The 23,138-nt window shown below is 73.7% G+C and carries 23 protein-coding genes; 19 read left to right on the forward strand and 4 right to left on the reverse strand.

Features of this window, described 5'->3' with window-relative positions; translation table 11 throughout:
* Positions 1 to 53: 53 nt before the first annotated feature.
* Positions 54 to 443, reverse strand: a complete 390-nt coding sequence (locus RQM47_RS15480; RefSeq protein ID WP_314009455.1) for a hypothetical protein — start codon at positions 441 to 443, stop codon at positions 54 to 56.
* A gap of 59 nt (positions 444 to 502) precedes the next feature.
* Positions 503 to 1,498: a DUF2231 domain-containing protein gene (locus RQM47_RS15485; RefSeq protein WP_314009456.1), complete on the reverse strand. Its 996-nt coding sequence runs from the start codon at positions 1,496 to 1,498 to the stop codon at positions 503 to 505.
* 240 nt (positions 1,499 to 1,738) lie between these two features.
* Here RQM47_RS15485 and RQM47_RS15490 point away from each other — a divergent pair, with 240 nt between their 5' ends.
* The 3 genes from RQM47_RS15490 (at position 1,739) to RQM47_RS15500 (ending at position 4,919) form a co-directional block, all read left to right on the forward strand.
* Positions 1,739 to 2,485 carry a response regulator transcription factor gene (locus RQM47_RS15490; protein ID WP_314009457.1) on the forward strand — a complete coding sequence of 249 codons (747 nt, stop codon included), beginning with the start codon at positions 1,739 to 1,741 and terminating at the stop codon, positions 2,483 to 2,485.
* A gap of 26 nt (positions 2,486 to 2,511) precedes the next feature.
* Complete coding sequence (locus RQM47_RS15495) at positions 2,512 to 3,921, forward strand: sensor histidine kinase (RefSeq protein WP_314009458.1); 1,410 nt, start codon at positions 2,512 to 2,514, stop codon at positions 3,919 to 3,921.
* A gap of 140 nt (positions 3,922 to 4,061) precedes the next feature.
* Positions 4,062 to 4,919 carry a manganese catalase family protein gene (locus RQM47_RS15500; RefSeq protein ID WP_314009460.1) on the forward strand — a complete coding sequence of 286 codons (858 nt, stop codon included), beginning with the start codon at positions 4,062 to 4,064 and terminating at the stop codon, positions 4,917 to 4,919.
* 35 nt (positions 4,920 to 4,954) lie between these two features.
* Here the strand turns inward: RQM47_RS15500 and RQM47_RS15505 are convergent, their stop codons facing one another.
* Positions 4,955 to 6,637 (reverse strand): NAD(P)/FAD-dependent oxidoreductase, encoded by a 1,683-nt coding sequence (locus tag RQM47_RS15505; protein ID WP_314009462.1) that lies wholly within the window; start codon positions 6,635 to 6,637, stop codon positions 4,955 to 4,957.
* Positions 6,638 to 6,895: 258 nt separating this feature from the next.
* Here RQM47_RS15505 and RQM47_RS15510 point away from each other — a divergent pair, with 258 nt between their 5' ends.
* The 8 genes from RQM47_RS15510 (at position 6,896) to RQM47_RS15545 (ending at position 14,008) form a co-directional block, all read left to right on the forward strand.
* A complete protein-coding gene (locus RQM47_RS15510) occupies positions 6,896 to 7,639 on the forward strand; it encodes a bacteriorhodopsin (RefSeq protein ID WP_314009464.1) in 744 nt (247 codons plus the stop codon).
* Position 7,640: 1 nt separating this feature from the next.
* Positions 7,641 to 7,952: a hypothetical protein gene (locus RQM47_RS15515; protein ID WP_314009466.1), complete on the forward strand. Its 312-nt coding sequence runs from the start codon at positions 7,641 to 7,643 to the stop codon at positions 7,950 to 7,952.
* Between the two features lie 12 nt (positions 7,953 to 7,964).
* The gene (locus tag RQM47_RS15520) at positions 7,965 to 10,076 is read left to right on the forward strand and encodes a TonB-dependent receptor (protein ID WP_314009468.1); all 2,112 of its coding nucleotides are present in this window, start codon (positions 7,965 to 7,967) and stop codon (positions 10,074 to 10,076) included.
* A gap of 11 nt (positions 10,077 to 10,087) precedes the next feature.
* Positions 10,088 to 11,461 (forward strand): PQQ-dependent sugar dehydrogenase, encoded by a 1,374-nt coding sequence (locus tag RQM47_RS15525; protein ID WP_314009470.1) that lies wholly within the window; start codon positions 10,088 to 10,090, stop codon positions 11,459 to 11,461.
* Between the two features lie 217 nt (positions 11,462 to 11,678).
* Positions 11,679 to 12,236, forward strand: a complete 558-nt coding sequence (locus RQM47_RS15530; protein WP_314009471.1) for a hypothetical protein — start codon at positions 11,679 to 11,681, stop codon at positions 12,234 to 12,236.
* Positions 12,233 to 13,243: a hypothetical protein gene (locus RQM47_RS15535; RefSeq protein WP_314009472.1), complete on the forward strand. Its 1,011-nt coding sequence runs from the start codon at positions 12,233 to 12,235 to the stop codon at positions 13,241 to 13,243. The genes RQM47_RS15530 and RQM47_RS15535 overlap by 4 nt, the downstream gene beginning before the upstream one ends.
* 80 nt (positions 13,244 to 13,323) lie before the next feature.
* Positions 13,324 to 13,614: a type II toxin-antitoxin system RelE/ParE family toxin gene (locus tag RQM47_RS15540; RefSeq protein ID WP_314009474.1), complete on the forward strand. Its 291-nt coding sequence runs from the start codon at positions 13,324 to 13,326 to the stop codon at positions 13,612 to 13,614.
* A gap of 55 nt (positions 13,615 to 13,669) precedes the next feature.
* Positions 13,670 to 14,008, forward strand: a complete 339-nt coding sequence (locus RQM47_RS15545; protein ID WP_314009476.1) for a HigA family addiction module antitoxin — start codon at positions 13,670 to 13,672, stop codon at positions 14,006 to 14,008.
* A gap of 145 nt (positions 14,009 to 14,153) precedes the next feature.
* Here RQM47_RS15545 and RQM47_RS15550 read toward each other — a convergent pair whose 3' ends face one another.
* On the reverse strand, positions 14,154 to 15,185 hold the full coding sequence (locus RQM47_RS15550; RefSeq protein WP_314009478.1) for a class I SAM-dependent methyltransferase: 1,032 nt from the start codon (positions 15,183 to 15,185) through the stop codon (positions 14,154 to 14,156).
* 403 nt (positions 15,186 to 15,588) lie between these two features.
* Here RQM47_RS15550 and RQM47_RS15555 point away from each other — a divergent pair, with 403 nt between their 5' ends.
* The 8 genes from RQM47_RS15555 to RQM47_RS15590 all read left to right on the forward strand — a co-directional run bounded on the left by RQM47_RS15555 (position 15,589) and on the right by RQM47_RS15590 (position 23,134).
* Positions 15,589 to 16,407 (forward strand): ParA family protein, encoded by an 819-nt coding sequence (locus RQM47_RS15555; RefSeq protein WP_314009480.1) that lies wholly within the window; start codon positions 15,589 to 15,591, stop codon positions 16,405 to 16,407.
* 11 nt (positions 16,408 to 16,418) lie between these two features.
* Positions 16,419 to 16,838: a hypothetical protein gene (locus tag RQM47_RS15560; RefSeq protein WP_314009481.1), complete on the forward strand. Its 420-nt coding sequence runs from the start codon at positions 16,419 to 16,421 to the stop codon at positions 16,836 to 16,838.
* Positions 16,835 to 17,365 (forward strand): S26 family signal peptidase, encoded by a 531-nt coding sequence (locus RQM47_RS15565; protein WP_314009482.1) that lies wholly within the window; start codon positions 16,835 to 16,837, stop codon positions 17,363 to 17,365. Before RQM47_RS15560 ends, RQM47_RS15565 begins: the two co-directional genes overlap by 4 nt.
* A gap of 224 nt (positions 17,366 to 17,589) precedes the next feature.
* Positions 17,590 to 18,087: an ECF-type sigma factor gene (locus tag RQM47_RS15570; protein ID WP_314009483.1), complete on the forward strand. Its 498-nt coding sequence runs from the start codon at positions 17,590 to 17,592 to the stop codon at positions 18,085 to 18,087.
* Positions 18,088 to 18,207: 120 nt separating this feature from the next.
* Complete coding sequence (locus tag RQM47_RS15575; RefSeq protein WP_314009484.1) at positions 18,208 to 20,988, forward strand: serine/threonine-protein kinase; 2,781 nt, start codon at positions 18,208 to 18,210, stop codon at positions 20,986 to 20,988.
* 255 nt (positions 20,989 to 21,243) lie between these two features.
* Positions 21,244 to 22,245, forward strand: a complete 1,002-nt coding sequence (trbB, locus tag RQM47_RS15580) for a P-type conjugative transfer ATPase TrbB (RefSeq protein WP_314009485.1) — start codon at positions 21,244 to 21,246, stop codon at positions 22,243 to 22,245.
* A gap of 106 nt (positions 22,246 to 22,351) precedes the next feature.
* Positions 22,352 to 22,717, forward strand: coding sequence for a TrbC/VirB2 family protein (locus RQM47_RS15585; protein ID WP_314009486.1), 366 nt, complete (start codon positions 22,352 to 22,354; stop codon positions 22,715 to 22,717).
* Between the two features lie 60 nt (positions 22,718 to 22,777).
* Entirely contained in the window at positions 22,778 to 23,134 is a 357-nt protein-coding gene (locus tag RQM47_RS15590) for a VirB3 family type IV secretion system protein (RefSeq protein WP_314009488.1), read from the forward strand.
* The last annotated feature ends 4 nt before the right edge of the window (positions 23,135 to 23,138 follow it).

Consider the following 23,138-nt stretch of genomic DNA (forward strand, 5'->3'; position numbering starts at 1 on the left):
GGCGCTAAGGTGCCGGGCGAAGAGCGCGCGAACGGCCCGCGCGCCCGGCGCCGTCAGCCGTCGTGCGAGTGGCCGTCGTCGCCGTGGTCCATCGGCATCCCGCCCATGTCGTGGTCCATGGGCATGTTGCCGTCCATCATCGTCCCGTCGTCCATGGTGTGCTCCCCGTCGGGGTGGGCGTCGGGGGCCGGGGCGGGAGCCACCGCCGGGGGCACGGGCGGGGCCGGGGCGGGCCGGGCGGGCTCGTCCACGAGCGTCTCGTCCACGATCACCGAGGGTGCGACCTCGTCGGCCGGGTCCGAGAGCGGGTCGGCGTCGCCGAGGCCGTCGGTGGCCGCGGGCTCGGGGGCCGCGTCGAGGACGATGGGGTCGGGGTCCTCCGAGCCGCAGGCGGCGAGGGCCAGCGGGAGGGCGAGGGCGGCGGTGAGGATGAGGGGGCGCATGGGCGTGGGGATATAGGGGCAGGGGCGGCCCCGGGGTGGAGTACGAAGACGGGACTGGGCTACTCGACGGGAGTGGCCGAGAGGGCGATAACGCGGACGGCCCCCTCGCCGTCGAGCCGGAGCCCGACGCGGCCGGGCGGGGCGGCGTCGGCGTGGGGGTGCGTGAGCTGCTCGCCGCCGAGGTAGCCGCGGAAGTGGGTGCCGACGGCGTAGGCCTTGATCTCAGCGGTGCCGTCGAGCGGCGCCGTCCCGCTGTCCATCGTCGTCTCGGCGCCGCCCTCGACGCGGCCCTGGCGGAGCGTGACCTCGCCCGAGGGCGGCTTGTCGAGGGCCAGGAAGTCGTAGTCGCCCGGCCCGCGGACGTGGTGGACGAGCGACGCCGTCCCGGTGAAGCCGGAGAGGTCGAGGGTGGCCCGCGCCTCGAGGTCGCCGAGCGCGTCGGGGAGGACGGCGAGCGTGGGTCGGCCCGGCGCCACGGTGAACGTCGCCCCGTCGGCGGGGGCGCCCGCGAGCACGTCGAGCCGGGCCGCGACGGACGTGTCGGGCGGGGCGGCGGGGCCGGCCGCCGTGCCCATGTCCATCCCGGCGTGGCCGGCTTGGGAGACCGCCGCGACGGCGACGCCGTGCTCGTAGACCAAGCTCCCGCCCCGCTCGGCCGTCTGCTGAACGAGGACGAGCCCGACCAGCCCGACGAGCGCGAGCGGGAGGTGGACGGCGAGGCGACCCTCGCGGTCCCAGTAGAGCGCCGCCACGCGGGCGGCGGCGTAGAGCCCGGCGAACCACGTGAGGTAGAGCGCCCAGTCGGCGTGGGCGTTCAGCGTCGTGATCGCCTGGGCCGGGAGGTCGACCGAGTCCGAGGCGAGCCGGCCCGTGACGAAGCCGGCGGCCACGCCGAGCGCGCCGAGCGCGTAGAGCCCGACGGCGGAGGCGCGGACCCACTCGTACCGCCGGCGGACGACGAGGGCCACGGCGTCCACCAGCGCGGCCACGAACAGGAGCGCGATGGGGAAGTGGACGACGAGGGGGTGGACGTTGGGCGGCCAGTCGGGGAGCATGAGCGTGGGGCTACGGGGCGAGGCGGAGGCCGGCGTCGAGGGCGCGGACCGACGGCGGCGCGAGCGCGCGTCCGACGGCGGCGATGGCGACGACGAGCGCGGCGAAGTAGAGGGCGAGGGCGAGGAGCATGGCGAGCGTTGATCGTGGGCCGATAGAACGGGACGGGGCCTGAAATGGGACTGAGCCGGACCTGAAAAGGCGTTAAGGTGTCCGCCCCGGCCCTTCCCCGTGGGTATCCCATGACCGACCCGTCCCTCCCCCCCTCCGCCCCCATGTGGGTCCTGCTCATCGAAGACGAGGCCCGCCTGGCCGACTCCGTCCGCCGCGGGCTGGAGGAGGAGGGGTACCGCGTGGACGTGGCGGGCGACGCCGAGGCGGGCGAGCGGCTGGCGCTGGACAACGCCTACGACGCCTTCGTGGTGGACTGGCGGCTGCCGAAGGGCGACGGCAAGACGTTGGTCGAGCGCATCCGCGCTGCGGGCAAGGACCAGCCGGTCCTGATGCTGACGGCGCTCGCCGACGTCGAGCACCGCGTCGCGGGCCTGGACGCCGGGGCCGACGACTACCTCCCGAAGCCGTTCGCCTTCGAGGAGCTGGTGGCCCGGTTGAGGGCGCTCCTGCGCCGCCCGCCGCTCTCCGACCAGGAGCGGACGGTCTCGGTCGGCCCGCTGGCGCTGGACGGCGAGCGCCGCAAGGTGACGATGGCCGGGGCGCGGGGCGAGGCCGTCCTGAACCTCCGGCCGAAGGAGTACGCCATGCTGGAGGTGTTCATGCGGAGCGCCGACGCGGCCCTGTCGCGGACCGTGCTCGCCGAGCGGGTGTGGGGCGACGCGCTCTTCGTGACCGACAACGCGCTCGACGTGACCGTGAGCGGGCTCCGCCAGCGGCTCGCCGACGCCGAGCGCACATCGAGCGCCCCAGACGCCCCGACCATCGAGACGATCCGCGGCGTGGGCTACCGGCTCGCGCCGGGCGAGGGCGCGTAGTGGGCAGTGCGTCGCGTTCTTGGGCCATGGCTCGACTCCTCTCGCTCCCGATCTCGGCGCGCCTGGCGCTGTGGTACGCGCTGACGCTGCTGCTTCTCCTGAGCGCGTTCGCCGTCTTCTGCTACATCGGCTTCCACGCCGCCGCGCACCGGTCGTTCGACCGCCACCTCGACCACGAGATGGGCGTGGTGACGCCCCTGCTCCGCGTGGGGCCAGGCGGGGTCGACGCGGCGGCGTTGGAGACGGGGCCGGCGGCGGTGCGGATGGACGGCCCGGACGGGACGTTCGTCCGTGTGCTGGGCGCGGACGGCCGAGTGCGGTACCGGTCGCCCAACTTCGACGGGCAGCCGCCGTTCGGCGTGGTGCTTCCGGAGGGCGCTGGGGAGTTGCGGCGGAGCGAAGAATGGGCGGGCGAGCCCGCGCGGTCGCTCGTTCAACCGGTCGTTTCCGGCGGGGGGCTAGCGGGCTACGTCGAGGTGACGGGGTTCGAGTGGAGCCGACACGCCGAGCTTCAGGAGCTGGGGCGGATGCTGGCGCTGGGGGTGCTGATGAGCGTGCTGTTCGCGCTCGGCGCCGGGTGGTGGCTCGCGCGGCGGTCGCTCCGGCCGGTGGCGGTGCTGACGGAGGCGGCGGGCCGGATGGCGGACGACGGGGCGCGGCTGGGCGGGCGGCTGCCCTCGGAGTTCGAGACGCGCGACGAGCTGACGGACCTGGCGGAGACGTTCAACGGGCTCCTGGCGCGGCTGGAGGCGTCGGTCGAGCGCGAGCGGCGGTTCACGTCGAACGCGGCGCACGAGCTGTTGACGCCGCTCGCGACGCTCCGGAGCGAAGCCGAGGTGGCGCTCCGGCGCGAGCGCGAGCCGGAGGCCTACCGCGAGACGCTGGGCCGGGTTGTCGAGGACGTGGCCGAGATGACGGGGACGGTCCAGGGCCTCTTGCAGCTCGCGCGGGCGGAGTCGTTGGCCAAGACCCCCGAGGCCCGGCTCGACCTCAGCGACCTGGTCCGCCAGCGCGCTGGGCGGGTCCGGGCCGAGGCCGACGCGAAGGGGGTGGCCCTCGACCTCGACGTCGCCCCGGGCGCGCGGATGGCCGCCGAGGCGGCGCCGCTGGCGGAGGTCGTGGACAACCTGGTCGGGAACGCCGTCAAGTACACGCCGCCGGGCGGCACGGTCTCGGTGCGGCTGACGCACGCGGGCGGGACGGCCCGACTGGAGGTCCAGGACACCGGCCCTGGCTTCGACGCCGCGACGTGCGAGCGGCTCTTCGACCGGTTCTTCCGGGCCGACACGCCGGAGGTCCAGGCCGAGCCGGGGAGCGGGCTCGGGCTCGCCATCGTCAAGGCGATCGTGGAGGGCTACCGGGGCGCGGTCGGGTGCGGGAGCCCCGGCCCGGGGCAGGGCGCGACGTTCTGGGTCACGCTGCCGTGCTTGGGGTGAGGCCCCGGTGGGGGCGGAGACGACCGTCCCATCGGGAAGGCCCCTGTACCGGACCAACCTGAGCGCGATTTAAGGTGGAGCCGGGAGCGGCAACGGCGGGGCCGGATACGAACCGCTCCCCTCACACCTCCCCCCTCCCCATGTTCTACCACGACGGCGGCAAGCTCCAGTACGAAGTCCGCGTCGACAAGCCCGACCCCGTCTTCGCCAAGGCCCTCCAGCAGGCCATCGGCGGCATCCAGGGCGAGATCCGTGTCTGCCTCCAGTACATGTTCCAGGCGTGGGGCGCGCGCGGCCCGGCCAAGTACCGCGACATGCTCCTCGAGACCGGCACCGAGGAGATGGCCCACATCGAGATGCTGGCGACGGCGGTCGCGCTCAACCTCGACGGGGCGCCGCTCGAGCAGGACCAGGCGGCGAAGGACCCGATGGTCGCCGCGGCCCTGGGCGGCATGAACATCCAGCACGTGATCACGACGTGCATGGCGGCCATGCCCGTCGACGCCTCGGGCGTCCCCTTCAACGCCTCCCACGTCTACGCGAGCGGCAACGTGGCCGCCGACATGCTGGCCAACGCGCTCGCCGAGTCGACCGGCCGGATGCTCGCGGTCCAGCTCTACAAGATGACCGACGACGCGGGCATGAAGGACATGCTGGCCTACCTCGTCGCCCGCGACACGATGCACCAGAACCAGTGGCTCGCGGCCTGGGAGGAGCTCGGGGGGCGCGAGAACCACCCGATCCCGAACAACTTCGACCAGAGCCTCGAGCCGTCCGAGTTCAACTACACGTTCTTGACGTTCGGCAAGGACGAGTCGGTGCCCCAGCCGGAGGGGAACTGGTCGGGCGGCGAGAGCTTCGACGGGCGCTCGACGTTCAAGATCGAGCGGATGACGCCGCGCGGCGAGAAGCCGGACCTCGGCAAGGCGAGCCCGAGGGCGGCCGTCCAGAAGGCGCAAGAGGGCGGCGGCCTGCTCGACACGCTCACGCCCGGCTGACCGCCGCCCCTAGCCTCGTCGGCGCGCTCGGGACCCTACGGGAGGGTCCCGAGCGCGGGCCGCCGGTACGTCGCCCACTCCCGGGCGAGGAACCCGGCCACCCGGAGCCCCGAGCGGACGCCGAAAAAGTGGCGGCGGTACGGCCCGCGCCCGAGCGGCCCGCCGGGCTGGCGGAGCACGGCCAGGCTCACCTTGCGGCGGGCGAGGTGGTTGCCGCCGGCCAGGACCGACCGGAACTCGTGGGGCACCCACTCCGGCCCGGCCAGGAGCGACCGGAGCCGGGCGGCCCGTTCGGCGGCCGTGCCCAGCCCGTCGAGGACGGCGTACGCCTCGGCCTCCAGCCGGTCGAACCCGCCGAACCCGCCGCCGACCATCCGCAAGCTGGCCGTCCGCTCGAAGTAGGCGCCGCGGTCGATCCGCCCGTCCGCCCCCGTCGCCTCGGCCCTCGCAGCGAACAGCGCCAGGAGCTCGAGGTGGGCGCCCAGCAGCCACACGACCGAGAACGCCGCCCACAGCTCGGCCGTCTCGAACGCCCGGAACGACCGGGCCACCAGCCGGTCGTTCGAGCGCAGGAACCCCCGTGCCTGCCGTCCCACGGCGCCGCCGGCGTCGACGCCGTCCCAGTCGCCCGTCTCGTGCGCGAGGATCAGCCGGTGGGCCACCAGCGACGCGGCGGCCGTCGAGGCGTAGAGCCCCTTCGAGAACAGGGGGTCCACGAACCCGGCCGCGTGGCCGAGCAGGCACCACCGGCGGCCGGCGACCTCCCTGGACCCGTGCTGCACGCGCGGCGCGCGGGTCCAGGGGCGGACGGCCAGGGCGCCCTCGAACTGGGCCGCGACGGCGGGGTACCGCGCGACGAACGCCCGGAACTCCTCGCCCGGGCTGAGCCCCTCCGCCGCGGGGTGGACGGCCGGGTCGAGCACGAGCCCGACGCTCGTAAGCGGGTTCGTCGAGCCGCCGTGGTTGCCGAACGGGATCACCCACGTCCACCCGCCGGGGAACACGTGGTGGAGCGTCCCCTCGTCCCACGTGAACGGCACGTCGTAGTCGCGCCGCGCCGCGCCCGGCGCGTCGTGGACCGACCGGACCCCGACCATGTGGGTAAAGAGCGCCCGGCTGTGCGTCTCGGCCCCGTCCGTCGTCCGCAGCCCCATCGCCTCCGCCAGCGGCGAGCGCCGCCCCCCGGCGTCGACGACGTAGCGGGCGCGGACGGCCCCGAGCGGCGTGTGGAGCGTGGCCCCGTCGCCGTCCAGGTCCACGCCCGCGACCGGCGTCCGCTGGTGGAGCCGGGCGCCGTAGCGGACGGCGGCGGCGGCCAGCATCGCGTCGGCGTCCTGCCGGAAGAGGTGGAGCTCGTGGCCGTGGAGCTCGTCCGGGATCACGGCCTGGAGCGACTGGTGGCGGTCGGCGGGGTCGTGGGCGCCGTCGGCCCCGTGGTGCAGGAACCCGAAGTGGCGCTTGACCCCGTGGCTCGAGCCCAGGCGCCCGAGGTACGGCTCGGCCGTGAGCCACGCGAGCTCGGGCACGTCGTAGAGCCGGGCCATCGCCCGGAGCGTCTCGCTCGTCTCCAGGATCATCGACTCGCCGATGGCGAACCGGGGGTGCTCCCCGGCCTCGAACACCTCGACGGCGAGGCCGGCCCGGGCCAGGCAGCACGCGAGGGCAGACCCGGCCAGGCCGGAGCCGATGACGGCGACGTCGCAGTCGGGCGGGGGCATAGAGGGGCGGGGGGCTCCGGCGGGGACCGGCCCGCACGGCGGGTCGGCCGAAAGCCCAAACCTATGGGGACGGCCCGCGCGTGCCGCCACCTTAACGGCATTTCAGGCGCGGTGGCGCGAGCCGGGGCCTCAGAAGGAGCCCGGACAGGCCGGTCGGGAGAACCCCGACTCTCGACAACCTGAGCAGGGTTTAAGGTAGACGGGTGGACTCCGAGGGCGCCGCCGGGGTAGATCGGAGCCCCACCCTCCCCCCCGCCCATGGCGACGACTTGGTACTGGATCGGCACGGCCGCGATGGCGCTCGGCTCCGTGGTCTTCGGAATCGGCGCGGCCAAGGCCGACCACCGGCCGCGCGAGATCCTCTACACCCTCAACTTCTTCATCTGCCTGGTGGCGTTCGCGCTCTACCTCACGATGGCGATGGGGTACGGGTCGTTCGTCTCGGCCGACGGGACGAAGACGGCCTGGGTCCGCTACGCGACGTGGGGGATCACGACGCCGCTCCTGCTCCTGGACCTCACGCTCATCGCGTCGAGCCGGAACGTGCTCGCGGCGCAGCTCATTGGGGCCAACACGTTCATGATCGGGACGGGACTGATCGCGACGCTGCTGCCCGAGGACGTGCGGGCGCTGACGTGGTACGTCGTCTCGTGCGGGGCCTACCTCGCCGTGGCGTACCTGCTGCTGGGGCCGTACCGCCGGAGCGCGGTCGCGGCGCACCCGAAGTCGGCCGGCGCGTTCCAGCGGCTGGTCGCCGTCCACGTGTTCCTGTGGACGCTGTACCCGGTCGTCTGGCTCATCTCGCCGGAGGGCCTGGACGTGGTCGGAGACGCCTGGGAGGCCGGGCTGTTCACGGTCCTGGACGTGGTCGCGAAGGTCGGCTTCGGGCTGCTGGCGCTGAACACGCTCGCGACGGTGACCCAGAACGGGGAGTTCCTGGGCGACGAGGCCGACCACCGCACGACCGTCCCGCGCCGCCCGCTCGGCACCCACCCCGCCTGACATGCCCGACCTGCACCCTGAGACCATCGAGGGCTGGGTCCTCGACATCGCCTGCCTCCGGAAGTACCCCCGCGACGAGTACGCCGAGCGCGCTCGAGCGCACACGACGGCGTGCAGCTTGATGGGCCACTGCGCCGAGAGCGGCTACGCCCTCGTCGGCGACGACGGTCGCGTGGCGCTGCTCGAGCCCCAGGCCACCCCGCGCGTCATGGAGGCGCTCCGCCAGTCCGACCGCGAGGCCGGCGTCCGGCTCCGCGCCCGCCGCGAGGTCCGCGACGGCGCGCTGGAGACGGTCACCGTCGAGGAGGTTTAGCCCCGCCCGCCGATGCGCACCCCGTTCGTCCTCTTCGTCCTCCTGCTACCGGCCGCCGCCAGCGCCCAGCCCGCCGACACGCTCCGCCTCGGTCGCGTGACCGTGACGGCCGAGCGGGTCCCGCTCGACCCCGACCGGGCGGCGGCGGCCGTGACGGTCGTGACGGCCGAGGATATCGAGCGCCGGCCGGTCCAGACCCTCGCCGACGTGCTCCGGCTCACGCCCGGGTTCGCGTTCCTGAACGGCGACGGGGCCGGGACGCCCCCGGCCGCGACCGTCCGCGGGTTCTACGGCGGCGGCGAGGCCGAGTACGTCCTGGTCCTGGTCGACGGGCGGCCGGTCAACGACGTCGAGACCGGCGTGGTCGACTGGGAGCTCGTAGCGCTCGACGCCATCGAGCGCGTCGAGGTCGTCCGCGGCGGGGCCTCGTCGCTGTGGGGCGACGCCGCAGTCGGCGCCGTCGTCAACGTGGTCACCCAGGAGGGGCCGGCGCCCCTCCGGGCGGGGCTCTCGGGCGGCACGTACGACACGGGCTTCGCTAGCCTGAGCGGGGGCGGGGCGGTGGCCGGGCGCAACGCGAGCGCTTACGGCTCGGTCAAGCGCTACGGCGGCTTCCGCGACAACGCCGAGCGGACGGTCGGGCTCGCGGGCGGGCGCGTCGACCTCACGCGGGGCGGGTCCGTCGACCTCGCCATGTCGACGCACCACGCCTGGACCGAGGCCGACCTGCCCGGCCCGCTCCTCGCCTCAGCGCTCGCCGACTCCCGGAGCCAGTCGGCCCCGTTCTACCGCTTCGACGGGACCGACGAGCGGCGGCACCAGCTCGCCCTCGACGGCCGCTGGCGGGCCGCGTCGGCGGCCACGGTCGACGGCGCCGTGTTCGGCGGGGTCCGCCAGTCCGAGGTCACGCGGACGTTGCCGCTCTCGCCCGAGTTCGGCGACACCCAGCGGCGCGAGATCGACGGCGCGCGGCTGGAGGCGAACGCGACCGTGACGCTGGGGTCGCTCGCGCGCGAGCGCCCGGCGCTCGGCGTCCCTGCCCGCCTGCTCGTCGGAGCGACGGGCTCGCTCCAGTCGCTCGGATCGGCCTACGCGCCGGTCGTCGCCGGGGCGGCCCAAGACTACCTCGGCACGACGCCGGACCCCGACGCCGCTCCGGCCGCGCAGGGCGACGGCTCGCGCCGGGCCGCCGGCGTATTCGTCCAGGCCGAGGTCTCGCCCGTCGACGCGTTGCGCCTGGTGGCCGGGCTCCGCCTCGACGCGCTCCGCGACGAGTTCGCCGCCGTGCTCCCCCAAGCGGCCACCTCCGAGGCGACGCACACGGCGTGGAGCCCGCGCGTCGGCGCCAACCTCCGGTGGCTCGCGACGGCCCGCCAGGTCGGCCACGTCTACGTCAACGCCGGGCGTCACTTCAAGGCGCCCACGCTCGACCAGCTCTTCGACCAGCGGACGATCGGGGTCCCGTTCCCGCCCTTCGCCGTCTCGCTCTCGAACGCGGCGCTCCGGCCCCAGCGCGGGACGTCGGTCGAGGCCGGGCTCACGCACCGGGCCCGCCTCGGGGCGGCGCTGGCCGAGGCCACGCTCGCCGCCTACCGGATCGACATGGAGGACGAGATCGACTTCAGCTTGCAGGACTTCGCCTACGGCAACATCGGCGAGAGCCTCCACCGCGGCGTCGAGGCCGGACTGGCAGTGTCGCTGGGCGGGGCCTCGGTGTTCGGGACGTACACCTACACCGAGGCCACGGTCGAGGGCGGCGACTTCGCGGGCCGCTTCCTCAAGGCCATCCCGCGCGACGTGTGGGCCGTCGGCGCCAGCGCCGTGCGGGGGCCGCTCACCGCCAGCCTCACCGCGCGCGGGGCGGGGCGGGTCTGGCTCGACGACGCGAACACGATCCCCCTCGCGTCCTGGGCCGCCCTCGACGCCCGCCTCGCCTACCGCCTCCCCGTCGCCGACCGGGCCGTGTCCGTCGTGGCCGAGGCGTTCAACCTCACCGGCGCCGAGTACGCCACGACCGGGTTCCCCGACGCCAGCGGCGCCGGGACGCCCAGCGGCGGCCCGCGCGTTTACCTCTACCCCGCCGCCGGACGCCAGCTCCGGCTCGGCCTTTCGTTGTCTCTCTAACCCCTCCCGCCATGCGACGGCTCCTCTCCACCCTCCTCCTCGCCCTGCTGGCGGTCACGTCCGCCAGCGCCCAGCCGGCCGTCGGCCTCGACCTCGTCGCCGACGGCTTTACGCACCCGCTCGCGCTCGCGGAGCCGCCCGACGACACCGGTCGGCTGTTCGTGGTCGACCAGACGGGGCTCATCCACATCGTGACGCGCGACGGCCAGAAGCTGGGCACGCCGTTCCTCGACCTCCGCGACCAACTCGTAGAGCTCAACGAGGGGTACGACGAGCGCGGCCTGTTGGGGCTCGCGTTCCACCCGGACTACACCGAGAACGGCCACTTCTACGTATTCTACAGCGCCCCGCTCCGCGAGAGCGCGCCCGACGGGTTCGACCACACGAACCGGCTCAGCGAGTTCCACGTCATGGACGGCGACCCCAACCGGGCCGACCCGTCGTCGGAGGTCGTCTTCATCGAGCACGACCACCCCTACATGAACCACAACGCGGGCACGGTGGCGTTCGGGCCGGACGGGATGCTCTACGTCGCGATGGGCGACGGCGGCCTCCGCGACGACCAGGACGAGTTCTTCGTCCAGGGCCGCCCCGAGGACTGGTACGACGTCAACGACGGCGGGAACGGGCAGGACATCGAGAACAACCTGTTGGGGAGCATCCTGCGCATCGACGTGGACGCGGAGGGCGGGGAGGGCCACCACGGCAGCGGCCAGCCGTACGCGGTCCCCCAGGACAACCCGTTCGTCGACATCCCGGGCGTGAAGGGCGAGATCTGGGCCTACGGGCTCCGGAACCCCTGGCGGTTCGCGTTCGACCCGGACGGCGGCGACCTCATCGCCGCCGACCTCGGCCAGAACCTCTACGACGAGGTCAGCGTGATCACAAAGGGCGGCAACTACGGGTGGAACGTATGGGAGGGCGCCCACTGCTTCAACGCGGCGAACCCGGTCGAGCCGTACGAGGACTGCCCGACGACGACGAACGGCCGGCACCCCGTGGAGGGCGACCCGCTCGTGATGCCGGTCATCGAGGCCAAGAACTCGGGCGCCTTCGAGGACGGCCTAGGCGTCGCCATCGTCGGCGGCTGCGTCTACCGTGGCGACGCGCTCCCCTTCCTCCGCGGGCGGTACCTGTTCGGCAACTACAGCCGGTCGATGGGCGAGGACGGCCACCAGCCCGGCCGCGTGTTCGTCGCCGACCGCCGGGGCGACGACTGGCCCTTCGAGGAGGTCGTGTTCCCGAGCCTGCCCGGCGGCGAGCTCGACGGGTTGCTGCTCAGCTTCGGCCAGGACCTCTCGGGCGAGGTCTACCTCATGGTGACGACCAGCCCCGAGCTGGGCCACGCCTCGGGCTCGGTGTACCGCATGGCCCCGGCGGAGTAGTCGGGCCGTGCGGTCGGCGGCGGACACCGGCCGTGCGGGCTCGGACGGGCGGCGACCCGATCGGTACGGTCGGGGGAGCCCCGGCGCCGCGAGGGACCGGAGCTCGGCGGACCGGATCGGCTTTTAAGGTGGCCCGGCGAACTCCCACGGGGGCCGTCCGGGTAGACCGGCCCTCTCTTCCCAACGACGGCACCCCAGAGGACGCCGCCCCCTCCCAATGGACGACTCCCACTCGGACGACGACGACCGCTCGATGGACAAGCAGCACCTCCTGGCCGCCTGGGGCGTGACCGTGACGCTGGCCTACCTGCTGACGCAGATCCTGGGCCGGAGCGGGCACAGCGCCGTCTGGCCGATCCTGGGCCTGTGGACGGCCGCGATGGCCGTCCCGCTCTGGATGACGTGGTCCGCCCGCCAGCGGGGCGCGGATGTCGGGAAGCTGAGCGCGCTCTGGGTCGGGCTGGTGGTCGTCACGATGGTCGAGAACGCGCTGGCGACGGGGTTCGCGGGCGAGTCCGTCACACACTTCAGCTACCGGACGCTGTGGTTCGCCGTCGGCGCGGTCGGGTTCGCGCTGACGGCGGCCTGGGTCGAGGGCGGCGCGCGGAAGGCGGCCTACGGGCTGTGGGCGCTCGCGAACGCGGCGGCCGTGGTGGGGCTGCTCGTGGCCTACGGGTCGTTCGAGGGGTGGGCGTTCGTGCTCGCGGCGGGCATCCAGGGGCTCCCGATGCTCGTGGACCTGCCCCTCCGCGCGCGCCAGAAGGCGAAGACATGAGCGGTCTCTGGGCAGGTGTGGTCGGCGGCGCCCTGGTGGCGCTCGCGCTCGTGGACGCGCTGTGGACGACGGTGGCGCCGCGCGGGGCGGGTCCGGTGTCGGGGCGGATCGGGCGGGGCGTCTACGCGCTCGCCAAGGCCGTCGGCGGCGGGCGGGCGCCGGGGTGGACGGGTCCGACGGTCCTGGTGGCCGCGTTCCTGTGGTGGGTCGGCGCGCTGTGGCTGGGCTGGTGGCTGGTGTTCTCGGCCGACCCCGCCTCGATCGTGGACCCGAAGACGGGGGCACCGGCAGACGGGTGGTCGCGGGCCTACGTGGTAGGGACGTACCTCTCGACGCTCGGGCTCGGCGCGCTGTGGGCGCCGGGGTCGGGCGCCTGGGGCGTCGTCGCGAGCGCCGTCGCGCTGAACGGGTTCGCGGTCGTGACGCTGGTGGTGACCTACGTGCTCCAGGTGGTCGGCGCGGTGACGGGCGCCCGCCAGCTGGCCGGGGTAGTGCACGGGCTGGGCGCGACGCCCCAGGCCGTCGTGACGGGGGCTTGGACCGGGTCTGGCTTCGACGGGCTGGCGACGCACCTGGCGAACCTGGTGCCGCTCGTGGAGGCGCACGGGCGTCGGCACGAGGCGTACCCGGCGCTGCACTTCTTCCAGAGCCGGGAGCGGCGGACGTCGGCGCCGGTGATGCTGGCGGCGCTCGACGAGGCGCTGCTGCTGTTGGCGCAAGGCGTAGCGCCGGAGGCCCGGATGGCACCCGCAGAGGTCGAGCCGCTGAGGCGCGTGCTGGGCGCGTACCTGGACACGCTGGGCACGTCGTTCGTGGACCCGGCCGACGTGGCGCCGGAGGCCCCGGCGCTCGAGCCGCTGGCGGCGGTGGGGGTGCCGGTCGTGGGAGCCGAGGCGTTCGCTCGGGCGGCGGACGGAGACCGCCAGCGGCGGCGGCGCCTGTTGGGGCTGGTGCGGGACGCTGGTCGGGCGTGGGGGGACCTGGCGCACCCCGACGCGCGGTCGTGAGTCGGACGGCGCGGTTGCACGCCATGACGCGACGCGTTAAACTCCGGGCGCCCAACCCGTGTCGGCCCCGTGTCGGCCCCGTGATCAAGTCGTTCGCCGATGCCGAGACGGAGCGGCTGTTCCGGCGCCGTCAGAGCCGGAAGATCCCGCCGGACGTCCAGCGCCGCGCCCTCCGTAAGCTCGTCATGCTCCACGCCGCCGCCGACCTCGGCGACCTCCGCCCGCCCGTCGCGACGCCCGCGACCCGGCTCGAAGCCCTGAAGGGGGACCGGGCCGGTCAGCACTCCGTCCGGGTCAACGACCAGTGGAGGGTGTGCTTCGCGTGGCGCGACGGCGACGCCTACGACGTGGAGATCGTCGATTACCACTAGCGCCGTGGCGCTCCCCTGAGGTGCGGCCACCGAGCCGCCAACGCCCCCCCGCTCTATGCCCTCCCCCTCCAAAGACCGCCAGCCGATCCGGGCAGGCGACGTGCTCCACCCCGTCCACCCCGGCGAGGTGCTGGCCGAGGAGTTCCTCGGCCCGCTGGGGCTGTCACAGAACAGGGCGGCGCTGGCGATGCGCGTGCCCGCGCGCCGAGTCAACGAGATCGTGCACGGGAAGCGGTCGGTGACGGCCGACACCGCGCTCCGGCTGGCGCGCTACTTCGGGACGACGCCGGAGTTCTGGGTCAACCTCCAGGCGCACTACGACCTGGAGGTGGCGCGCGACGCGTCCGGCGCTCGGATCGCGAGCGAGGTGATGACGCTGGGCGAAGCGGCCTGACCCCCGCCCGGGCTCGTTGAGCACCCGTCCAGGGCCGGGACGATTGCGCGTCAGCGATGGCCGGCCCTCACCCCGGTCGTGTACTCCGTGCTCGCAGTATCTCGAAGCCGCGAGCAGGTACTCGCACCTGCTCGCGCCCCTCTCGCTACTCCCGCTTGACGCCCGCGAGCACGCCGACGGCCTCACCCACGGTCTCCACGGCGGCCTCTACCCGTCCCCCCGTGCTTCCAGCCTCCGCTCGGTCTCGGTCCACGACCAGGAGCCGGGTCCGCACGGAGGTCCCGTAGGGTCGGTACACGGCCCCGCCGACCTCGACATCGGCCCGGAGCCGGAACGGACCGGCGTCGACGACCTCGAAGAACGCCCGGTGCGTCGGCTTGCCGCGCCGGACGCCCGCGCTGAGGACGGCCACCAGCCGCCCGCCCCCGTCGAGTCGGCGGAGCGCCTGGAGCACGTGGTCGGTCCCGACGGTCAAGACGCGGCGGCTCCCAAGACGCCCGGCGGTCTTCGAGAACGGCGGGTTCATGGTCACGACGTCGGCCCGCACCGCTGGCGGCAAGATGGCGTCGAGGTGGTCGGCGTTCTCGCGCGTGAGCGTCTCGGGGTTCTGGCCCGCCTCTCGGAGGAGGACCGCCAGCAGGTCGGCCCGACGGTCACACAGCTCGTTGGCGTGGACCTCCGCGCCCGTTGCGAGCGCGAAGGCGCAGAGCGCCCCGGTCCCGGCGGAGGGTTCGAGGACGTGCATCCCCTCTCCCACCCCGCTTACCCAGGCGCAGAGGCCTGCGTAGGCGGCGGGCGTCGAGAACTGCTGGTAGTCGTTCTGCTCCGTCGTCCGGCGCGTCTGGCTCGGCAGGAGGTCCGATAGCCGCTCGACCTCGGCAAGCGCGTCCCGCGCGGCGTCGGGCTCCGCGGGGATCGTCCCGACGGTTCGGAGCAGGTGGAGGTGGAGGCCGAGCTCGGCGGCGTCGTAGGCGTCGCGGGGCGTGAAGGCGCCCTCGGCGAGCGTGCCGCCGTAGGCGTCGGCCGCGAGCGCGAAGAGATCGTCGGCCGGCAGGGGCTCCGACGCCCCGAGCCTCTGCTCGACGGCAGCGGCGAGGAGGAGTTCGGCACGTGAGCCGTGCGGCGGCTCGGGGCGGGACGTGTCACGCACGGCGGCGTGGGTTGCGGGGGAGTTCATGGCGAGGGGTGTGGAGTGGGAACGGCGTGCCGAGCACGACGCCGTTCCCGCGCCACGGCCCCGAGCCACACGGCGCGGCCCCGCAACTGGCGCTCTTATCGATCGGTCTGACGCCGGACTAAGCACTGCACCCCGCGAGCGACACGGCCCTCCCAGGCGCCGCGGAGGGACGATGCGACCTCGGACACCTTGCAGGCGTCCCCGCGCAGCACGCGCGCGCTCAGGGGCGTCAGACGGGGTGCTTCTCAACGACTACGCGGTGCGCACTTTCGTTCTTGCGAAGCATCGCCGTCATTGACTGCACCCGATCCAAATTTGAGTGCCCAGGCACTTTGATAAGGTGCCTGGGCACTAGCGTAAGTGCCTGAGCACTTCGTATCCTCCGCCCTCTCCCCCTGGACCTATGAAGACGATCGCGTTCACCAACCAGAAAGGAGGCGTCGGCAAGACGACCTCGGCCGTCACCGTCGCCGCCGCCGCCGCCGAGCGGGGGGCCGACGTGCTCGTCGTCGACCTCGACGCCCAAGGCTCATCGACCGAGCTGTTCTTGGGGCGCGCGCCCGAGGGCCTCGGGCTCAGCGACGTGCTCGCTGGCGGCGGGCGCTGGGCCGACGCTGTCGTGACTGGCCGGGAGCCGGGCGCGATTGGTGAGGGGTCGGGACGGATCGATGTGCTCCCCGCTACCGAGGGGCTCACGCTGTTCGAGGAGTCGCTGGCCGAGTCCGGCGACCTCTGGGCTGTCGGCAAGCTCGTCGCCAGCGTTCGGAAGTCCGACCGCTACGGGCTCTGCGTCGTCGATTGCCCGCCGGCCATCGGTCGGCTCAGCCTCAACGCCGTCGCCGGCGCCGACCTCATCGTGGCTCCCGTCACGCTCTCGTCGCTCTCGATGCGCGGGATCGTCCGGCTCCGGCAGATGGTGGACGCCGTCGAGGGCGCGCTCGGCGAGGTCCCCCGGGTGCTCTACCTCCCGTGCGCCGTGGACGCTCGGTACTCGGAGACCGCCGAGTTCTTAGACGTCCTCCACCAGGCCTTTGGGTACTACCCCGAGGGCGACGTGCTTCCCGCCGTCCGGACGAGCTCGGCCGCTAGCCGGTCGTACGCCCGCGCACTCACGGCCGTCGAGTACCGGCCCGACGGCCGACTCGCCGACGACTACCGCGCCGTCCTCGACACGCTATCCGAGCACGGCTCGCTTGCCCTCCCCTCCCCCGCCGCCGCGTAACCCGCCCCGACATGGCCGACGACGACCGCAAGATCGACTTCCTGGGGATGCTCACGCAGCCCCGCAGCCCCGCCAAGCCCCCGCCCGACAAGGGCCGACCGGCCCCTTCAGCGCGCTCTGCTCCAGAGGCGCCGCCCGAGGCGGCGACGCCCGAGAAACCAGCGGCGTCGGGGGGTACCTCAGCCAAGCGGTCCCCGTCGAAGGCCAAGAAGAAGGGCGTGCCGCCGAATCGGGGCAACTACCTCGGGGGCGGGCTCTACCTCCACAAGGGGGGCGAGAAGCGGAAGATGACCTCGTACATCGACCCCGCCATCCACAAGGAGGTCAAGGTGGCCGGGGCGTCCGGCGACGACCCGCGCGGGTCCGACATGAGCGACATCGTCGAGAACGCGCTCCGGGCGTTCGGCTTCGGCGGGGGGGCCGGGGCGTGAGCGGCCGGCTCCGGACGCTCGCCCGCGCGTCCCTCGCGCTGGGGGCCGTCCTCCTCGCCGTCGCGGTGGCGGCCTACGCCGTCGGCGTCCGGTTCAACTACACCGAGAGCATCGCCCGCGGGCTCTACCTCGCCTCCGACTTCGACCCGGCCACCGCGCGGCGGGGCCAGCTCGTCGAGGCGTGTCCGGGGCCGGAGGCCGCCGAGGCGGTCGCCGACTACCTCCCGAACGGGGACTGCCCCGGAGGGGTCATCCCGTTGGGCAAGGAGATCGCCGCGCTCCCCGGGGACCGCGTCGTCGTGGACAGCCTGGGGGTTGCCGTGGAGGGCGTCCGGCTCCCGAACAGCGCGCCCCTCTTCCGGGACCGCTCAGGGCGGCCGCTCTCTCCCCGCCTCGGCGAGCACGCCCTCGGCGTCGGCGAATACTGGCTCCATTCCGGCCGGGTCCGCACGTCGATCGACTCCCGCTACGTCGGCCCCGTCTCCGACGTCCGCTCGGCGCTCCGGCCGCTTCTGGTTGAGGACTGACACGGGCGGGGGCTGAGCAAGAGGCTCCCCGGCGGGGGCTGGCGGCGAAAACGGTAAAAAGGGGTTGCCGCCAGATGTCTTGTATTACATTTTGGGTCACGACGATCCCACCACCCGTCCAGTCCACGATGGCACCGCGTCAGAAGCGCCCTGAACAGACAGAACACCCCGGCCCGCGAGGGCTCTCCCTCTTCACCGGCCGCCGGAGGCGACGGCAGCCCGACGTGTACCAGCGGCTCCGCGACGTGGCCGGCCGGGTCCACCGCCGGGAGAGCGAGTGCACCGTGGGGCCGACCGGGCTCGCCCACGAGGCCTACCTCCGGCTCCCCGACGAGGTCCGAGAGGACCCCGACGCCCACATGGGGAGGGTCCACCGCGAGATGAACCAGGTGGTCATCGCGCGCGCCCGGTCCCGGAACCGCCAGAAGCGGTGGGGCTCCGCCGCCCGCGTGACGCTCGACGACGACCGCCTCTCCGGGAGCGCGGAGGCCCAGCCTGAGGCCGGCGTCCACAGCGCGCTCGACCTCGCGGGCGCACTCGACCGCCTGGGCCGGGTCTCGCCCCGCCTCCGCGAGGTCGTCCGACTCCGGTTCGAGGTGGGCCTCACGGTCGGCCAGGTGTCGGCCACTATGAAGGTCCCGCGCCGGACGGTCGAGCGGGACCTCACGAAGGCCCGGGGACTCCTGGGTGTCCTCCTCCGGGTGGAACCTCCGCTCGACTGATCCCCGAGGTTCGTGTCCGGCCCTCCGATGCGGAGACCTCCGACGCCCAGCCCACGCCGCATGAAAGAGATGGAGAGAGAGGGAGACGTGACCCGCGAGGGGTCGGGGCCGCCGCCCACTATGGCCGGCGCTGCCGACTGGGTGAGCGGGAGCTGGCGGGAGGTCGAGCAGGCCATCGACCGGGTGCTGGAGCTCCCAGAGTCCGAGAGGCGAGGCGCCGCCGAGCGTATAGCGCCCGGCCCCGTCCGAGACGGCGTCGAGGACTTGCTCGCTGCAATCGGGCCGGAGTCTATCGAGAAGTCTCCATCGCGAGACGAGACGGTCCCCGATAGTGCCCAGGCACTTTCATTAAGTGCCTGGGCACTAGACCTATCAGATTCCCTCCCCGACGACGGCGGCAGCGACCGAGGGCTCGAGTCGGAAAGACGAGTTCGGCGCGAGCTGGTCGGCACCTGGGCCGGGGGGTTCATGATCCGTCGGAGGGTGGGGCGGGGCGGGATGGGCGAGGTGTACCTCGCCGACGATCCGCAGACCGGCCAGCAGGCGGCGGTGAAGGTGTTGACCTCGGAGGCCCCTGGCGCGGCGGCGCGGTTCGAGCGCGAGCAGCACCAGCTCGCAGCCCTCCAGCACCCCGCGATTCCGAGACTCTTGGGCACCGGAATCACAGATGACGGGCGCCCCTGCTTCGCGATGGAGTACGTGCGGGGCGGCCCGATCACCGACTTCGCTCGGGCTCACGGGCTCGGCGCCGTAGAGCGCGTCGAGCTGTTCGCCCAGCTCTGCGACGCCGTCCGCTACGCCCACGCCCACCTCGTCGTCCACCGCGACATCAAGCCGTCGAACGTCCTCGCCTCGAAGGCCCCCAGCGGCACGTACCGGGTCCACCTCCTCGACTTCGGCATCGCGAGGCCGCTCGCTGACCGGGCGTACGCGACGGGCTGGGGCGGGGCGGGGGAGGGGCCAACCGGAGAAGGGCTCCGGCCGATGACACCGGCCTACGCTGCGCCCGAGCAGGCGTTGCCTGCCGGGGCAGGGCGAGAGGCCGAGACCACGACGGCGACCGACGTGTTCGCCCTCGGCGTCGTGCTCTACGAGCTCCTCACGGAGCGTCGGCCGCTCGACGGGGGCGCCGCCCCGTCCCGCGTCTCGGGCTTACGGATGGAGCGGCAGTTCGCCCGCTCCCTCGACGCCGTGGTCGAGCGGGCCATTGACCCGTCCCCCCAAGCACGCTACGCCTCGGCCGACGCGCTCCACGCCGATGTCCGCCGAGTGCTGGCGGGCCGCGCCCCGTCGGGGATCGGGCTCGGCCCCGTCTCGCGGGGCCTGTGGTTCCTCGCGCAACACCGCGTCGGTCTCGTCGCCGCGGCCCTGAGCGTGGTAGCGGTCGTGCTCGCCTTCGCGGCGGCCGACCAGCGCTGGCGGGCTAACCTGGAAGTTTCGGAGCGGGGCAGGGGGGAGGTCGTCGGCGCCGTCGCGGAAATGCTCCGCTCGCCCTCGGGCGGGGACTACGACGAGTGGGACCTCCTCGGCCGAGCGAGAGGGGTACTCACGAGTGAACTTCGGGGGCAACCGGCGGTCGAGGCTGACCTCAACCTCGTGGTCGCCGACGAGCTGGTGAGGCGGGGCGACTGCGCCGACGCCCTCCCGCTCTACGGGAGGGCCGCCCTCCTCCGAACGCCGTCCGCGCCGGACCATCCCGTCGTCGTCGCCGCGCTCCGAGGGCAGGCCCGGTGCACAGCCGGTCTTGGCGGCCCGGACATGCTCGGGCTCCCGTCGGCCGACGGGGTCCGCCGCGCGACCCGGCTGGCCCTTGAGGCCCTGGCCCTCGCGGTCTCCCGGTACGGCGAGGGGAGCGCGGTCGCCGCCAGCGTGGAGACCGACCTCGCGCTCTACCACGCCTACTCGGGAGAACGCGACGCGGCCTCGGAACGCCTCCGCAGCGCCCGGAGCACTCTCAACCGACTGAGGCACGACTGGACAGCCGAGGTGCAGCGGAGCCGCGACGTGCGTGAAGGGGCAGGCTCGCACGTCCCGGTGTTCCCCCGTGCCGAGAACTCGGCGACGGTCGCCTTGATCGCCTCGCGGGCAGAGATCGTCCGGTCCGCCGTGCTGGCGGCTCAGGGGAAGCCGACTATGGCGGCTGAGAAGGCGCGCGAAACCGTGGACGCGCTCCTCGGGGCGGACCGACCAGCGGCAGGGGCATCGCCGGACGCGCGAGTCGAGGTCGTGGCGCTCGGGCTCCTGACCGAGGCCCACGCGCTTCGCCAGATGGGCAACGCGAACGACGCACGGGAAGTAGCGGAGCGGGCCGCCGAGACGCTGGCGCGGCAGTTCGGCAGACGGGACCCCCGAGCTCTCCGTGCTCGAACAGTGGCCGCCACCCTCCGAGGACCCGAGGCGCCCCGGCTCACCGCCGCGCTCCTCTCCGAGGTCGCCGCTGACGCCGAGGACGTCGGCGATGATGCCGCGCTCGCCCACGCGCTCCTCGGGCACGGCAGGGCGCTCAGGAGGGCGGGAGACCAGGCGGGGGCCGAAGCCGCCATCGCCAGGGTGGCGGCCATGCGTCCGGCCGACGTCGGTCCTCAGACGCTCGCGCTCGCCTTCACCGGCCTCTCCGAGTTGGCCCTCGAAGCTGGCGACGTAGAGGGGTCGCTCGACCGGAGTGCTGACGGGCTCCGGGTGGCCCGCACTCTTCCCGCCGTCGGCCTCTCGCGGGGCATCCTCCTGTCGGCGGCGACGGCCAGGGCCGCGTCCCTCGTCGCGGCGGGGCGGGAAGGCAAGGCGGTGGCCGTCCTCGAACCCGTCCTCCGAGCGGCGGACTCAGGCCCGAGTTGGCCCGCCCTTGATCAGGACCGAGAGAAGGCACGGCGCGTCCTCGACGCTGCTCGCGAGCGGATGTAGTCACCCAATAGTGCCCAGGCACTTTATCAAAGTGCCTGGGCACTACGTAAGCAAAGACGAAATGGCTGCCCGCCTTCCGGGCGACAGGGGTGAGGGGCGGTCCCGCGGGAGCGTGCCGAACGACAAAGACGGGGATGCAGCGTGGGGCGCTCCGAGGCGGGAGCAAAAAAAGTCTCTCGGGGAGTGGCGGAGTCCCGTGGAGTCCGGCACCTACCGAGATGAGCCCCTCGAGCGGGCTCTCTACACCACACCGAGATGTCCGCGACCGTCGCCGCCCAACCCGCCTTCAACTCGTCAAAGGAGGCCCGCTACCGAGAGCTCATGGAGCGCTACCTCGGCGCGGACGTGCTGGCCGCGCTCGCCGACGACGACGTGACCGAGATCTACGTCAACGCCGGTGACGGCGTCCTCCGCGCCGACACCCACTCGAAGGGCAAGGTGGCGCTCGGCGCAACGGTCCGGGGCGACCAGGTCGAGCAGTTCTTGGGCGTCGTCGCCGCCTCACGGGGCGACGCCCTCGGGCCGACGGCCCCCTCGGTCCAGGCCGAGCTCCCGGACGAGACGTTCGGGGGCGCCCGGCTCCAGGGGTTCGTGCCCCCGCTCGTGCCCCGCGCGTGCTTCGTCGTCCGCAAGCCGGCCCGGCGCGTGTTCACGCTCGCGAGCTACGTCGAGCACGGGACGATGACCCCCGCCCAGTGCGACGCCATCCGCGACGCCGTGCGCGACCACGAGAACGTCCTCGTGTGCGGCGGTACCGGCTCGGGCAAGACGACGCTCTGCAACGCGGTCTTGCTGGAGATGAGCGAGCAGTACCCCCAGGAGCGCGTCGTCGTCCTGGAGGACACGGCCGAGCTCCAGTGCCGGGCCGACGACCACCTCGCGCTCCGCACGGCGCCCGGCACGGGGGTCGGTGACGGCGTCTCGCTCTCGGACCTCGTCCGGTTCACGCTCCGCTGCACGCCCGACCGGATCGTCGTCGGCGAGGTCCGCGACGGGGCCGCGCTCCACCTCCTGGACGCCTGGGCGACCGGCCACCCCGGCGGGTGCGCGACGGTCCACGCCACCGATGCCCAGGGCGCCCTCCGGCGTCTCGACCGGCTGGCGCAGCGGGCCGGCGTCCCGCCCCAGCACGAGCTGGTGGCCGAGGCCGTCGGCGTCGTCGTCGTGATCCAGGGGGGCAACCTCGGCCGACGCGTCGAGGAGCTCGTCCGGGTCTCCGGCTACCGCGACGGGGCCTACGTGCTCGAACCGATCTGACACGGGGACGCCCACCGGCGCGCGCCTGTCGCGCCCCACACCCCGCCGGGGACGCCCGGCTCCATTGGCGGACGGACTCCGCCCCTAACCCCACAGGGTAGCACCCATGAACGCTCTCACTCCCCAGACCACCGACGACGCCCGGACCTCGCGCGCGGGCGCCGTCGCCCGTTCGACGGCCCGACTTGCCGGGCTCCTCGCCCTTACCGTTCTCGCCGCGTCCGAGGCCTCGGCCTCCGGCGGCGCCGCGATGCCGTGGGACGGCCCGCTCCAGACGCTCGCCGACGCGCTCACCGGCAACACGGTCCGGTTGGTGGCCGTGATCGCCATCGCGATGGGCGGCATCATCTGGGCCTTCACGCGCAACGAGGAGGGGGCCAAGCGGATCGGCCAGGCCGTCCTCGGGCTCGGCATCGCTATCGGCGCGACCACGTTCGCGGCGACGCTCGGGATCTCCGGCGCCTCCTTCTAGACCGGCCGCGACGGTCGGCGGGGGAATGCCCCGTCGGCCCGGCCGAGACTCGATTTACCCATGCCGTCTCCAACACAGGCCGCCCAGTCGGCTTCTCCTAACCGGCTCCCCGAGCGCCCGGTCCACCAGTCGCTCGTTCGGGTGCCCCGGTTCGCCGGTGTGGACCGTTCGTTCCTCATCCTCGAGGTCACGCTCGTCGTGTGCCTGGTCTACCTCCTCGGGCTCTCGCTCGGGTCGGTCCTGGTCGTCGTCGGCGTCGTGGCCGGCGTCCACCCGCTGATGGTCAAGCTCTCGGACGTGGACGAGCTGCTCCCCCAGTTCGCCGCGCGGACGCTCGCGCAGGCCGACGCCTACGACCCGCTCCCCCCGGCCCACACGGGCTCGCGGACACCCCGACGCTCCGTTCCCGGCGCGTAGCCCC

The sequence above is a fragment of the Rubrivirga sp. S365 genome (assembly GCF_032248475.1).
Classification (GTDB): domain Bacteria; phylum Bacteroidota; class Rhodothermia; order Rhodothermales; family Rubricoccaceae; genus Rubrivirga; species Rubrivirga litoralis.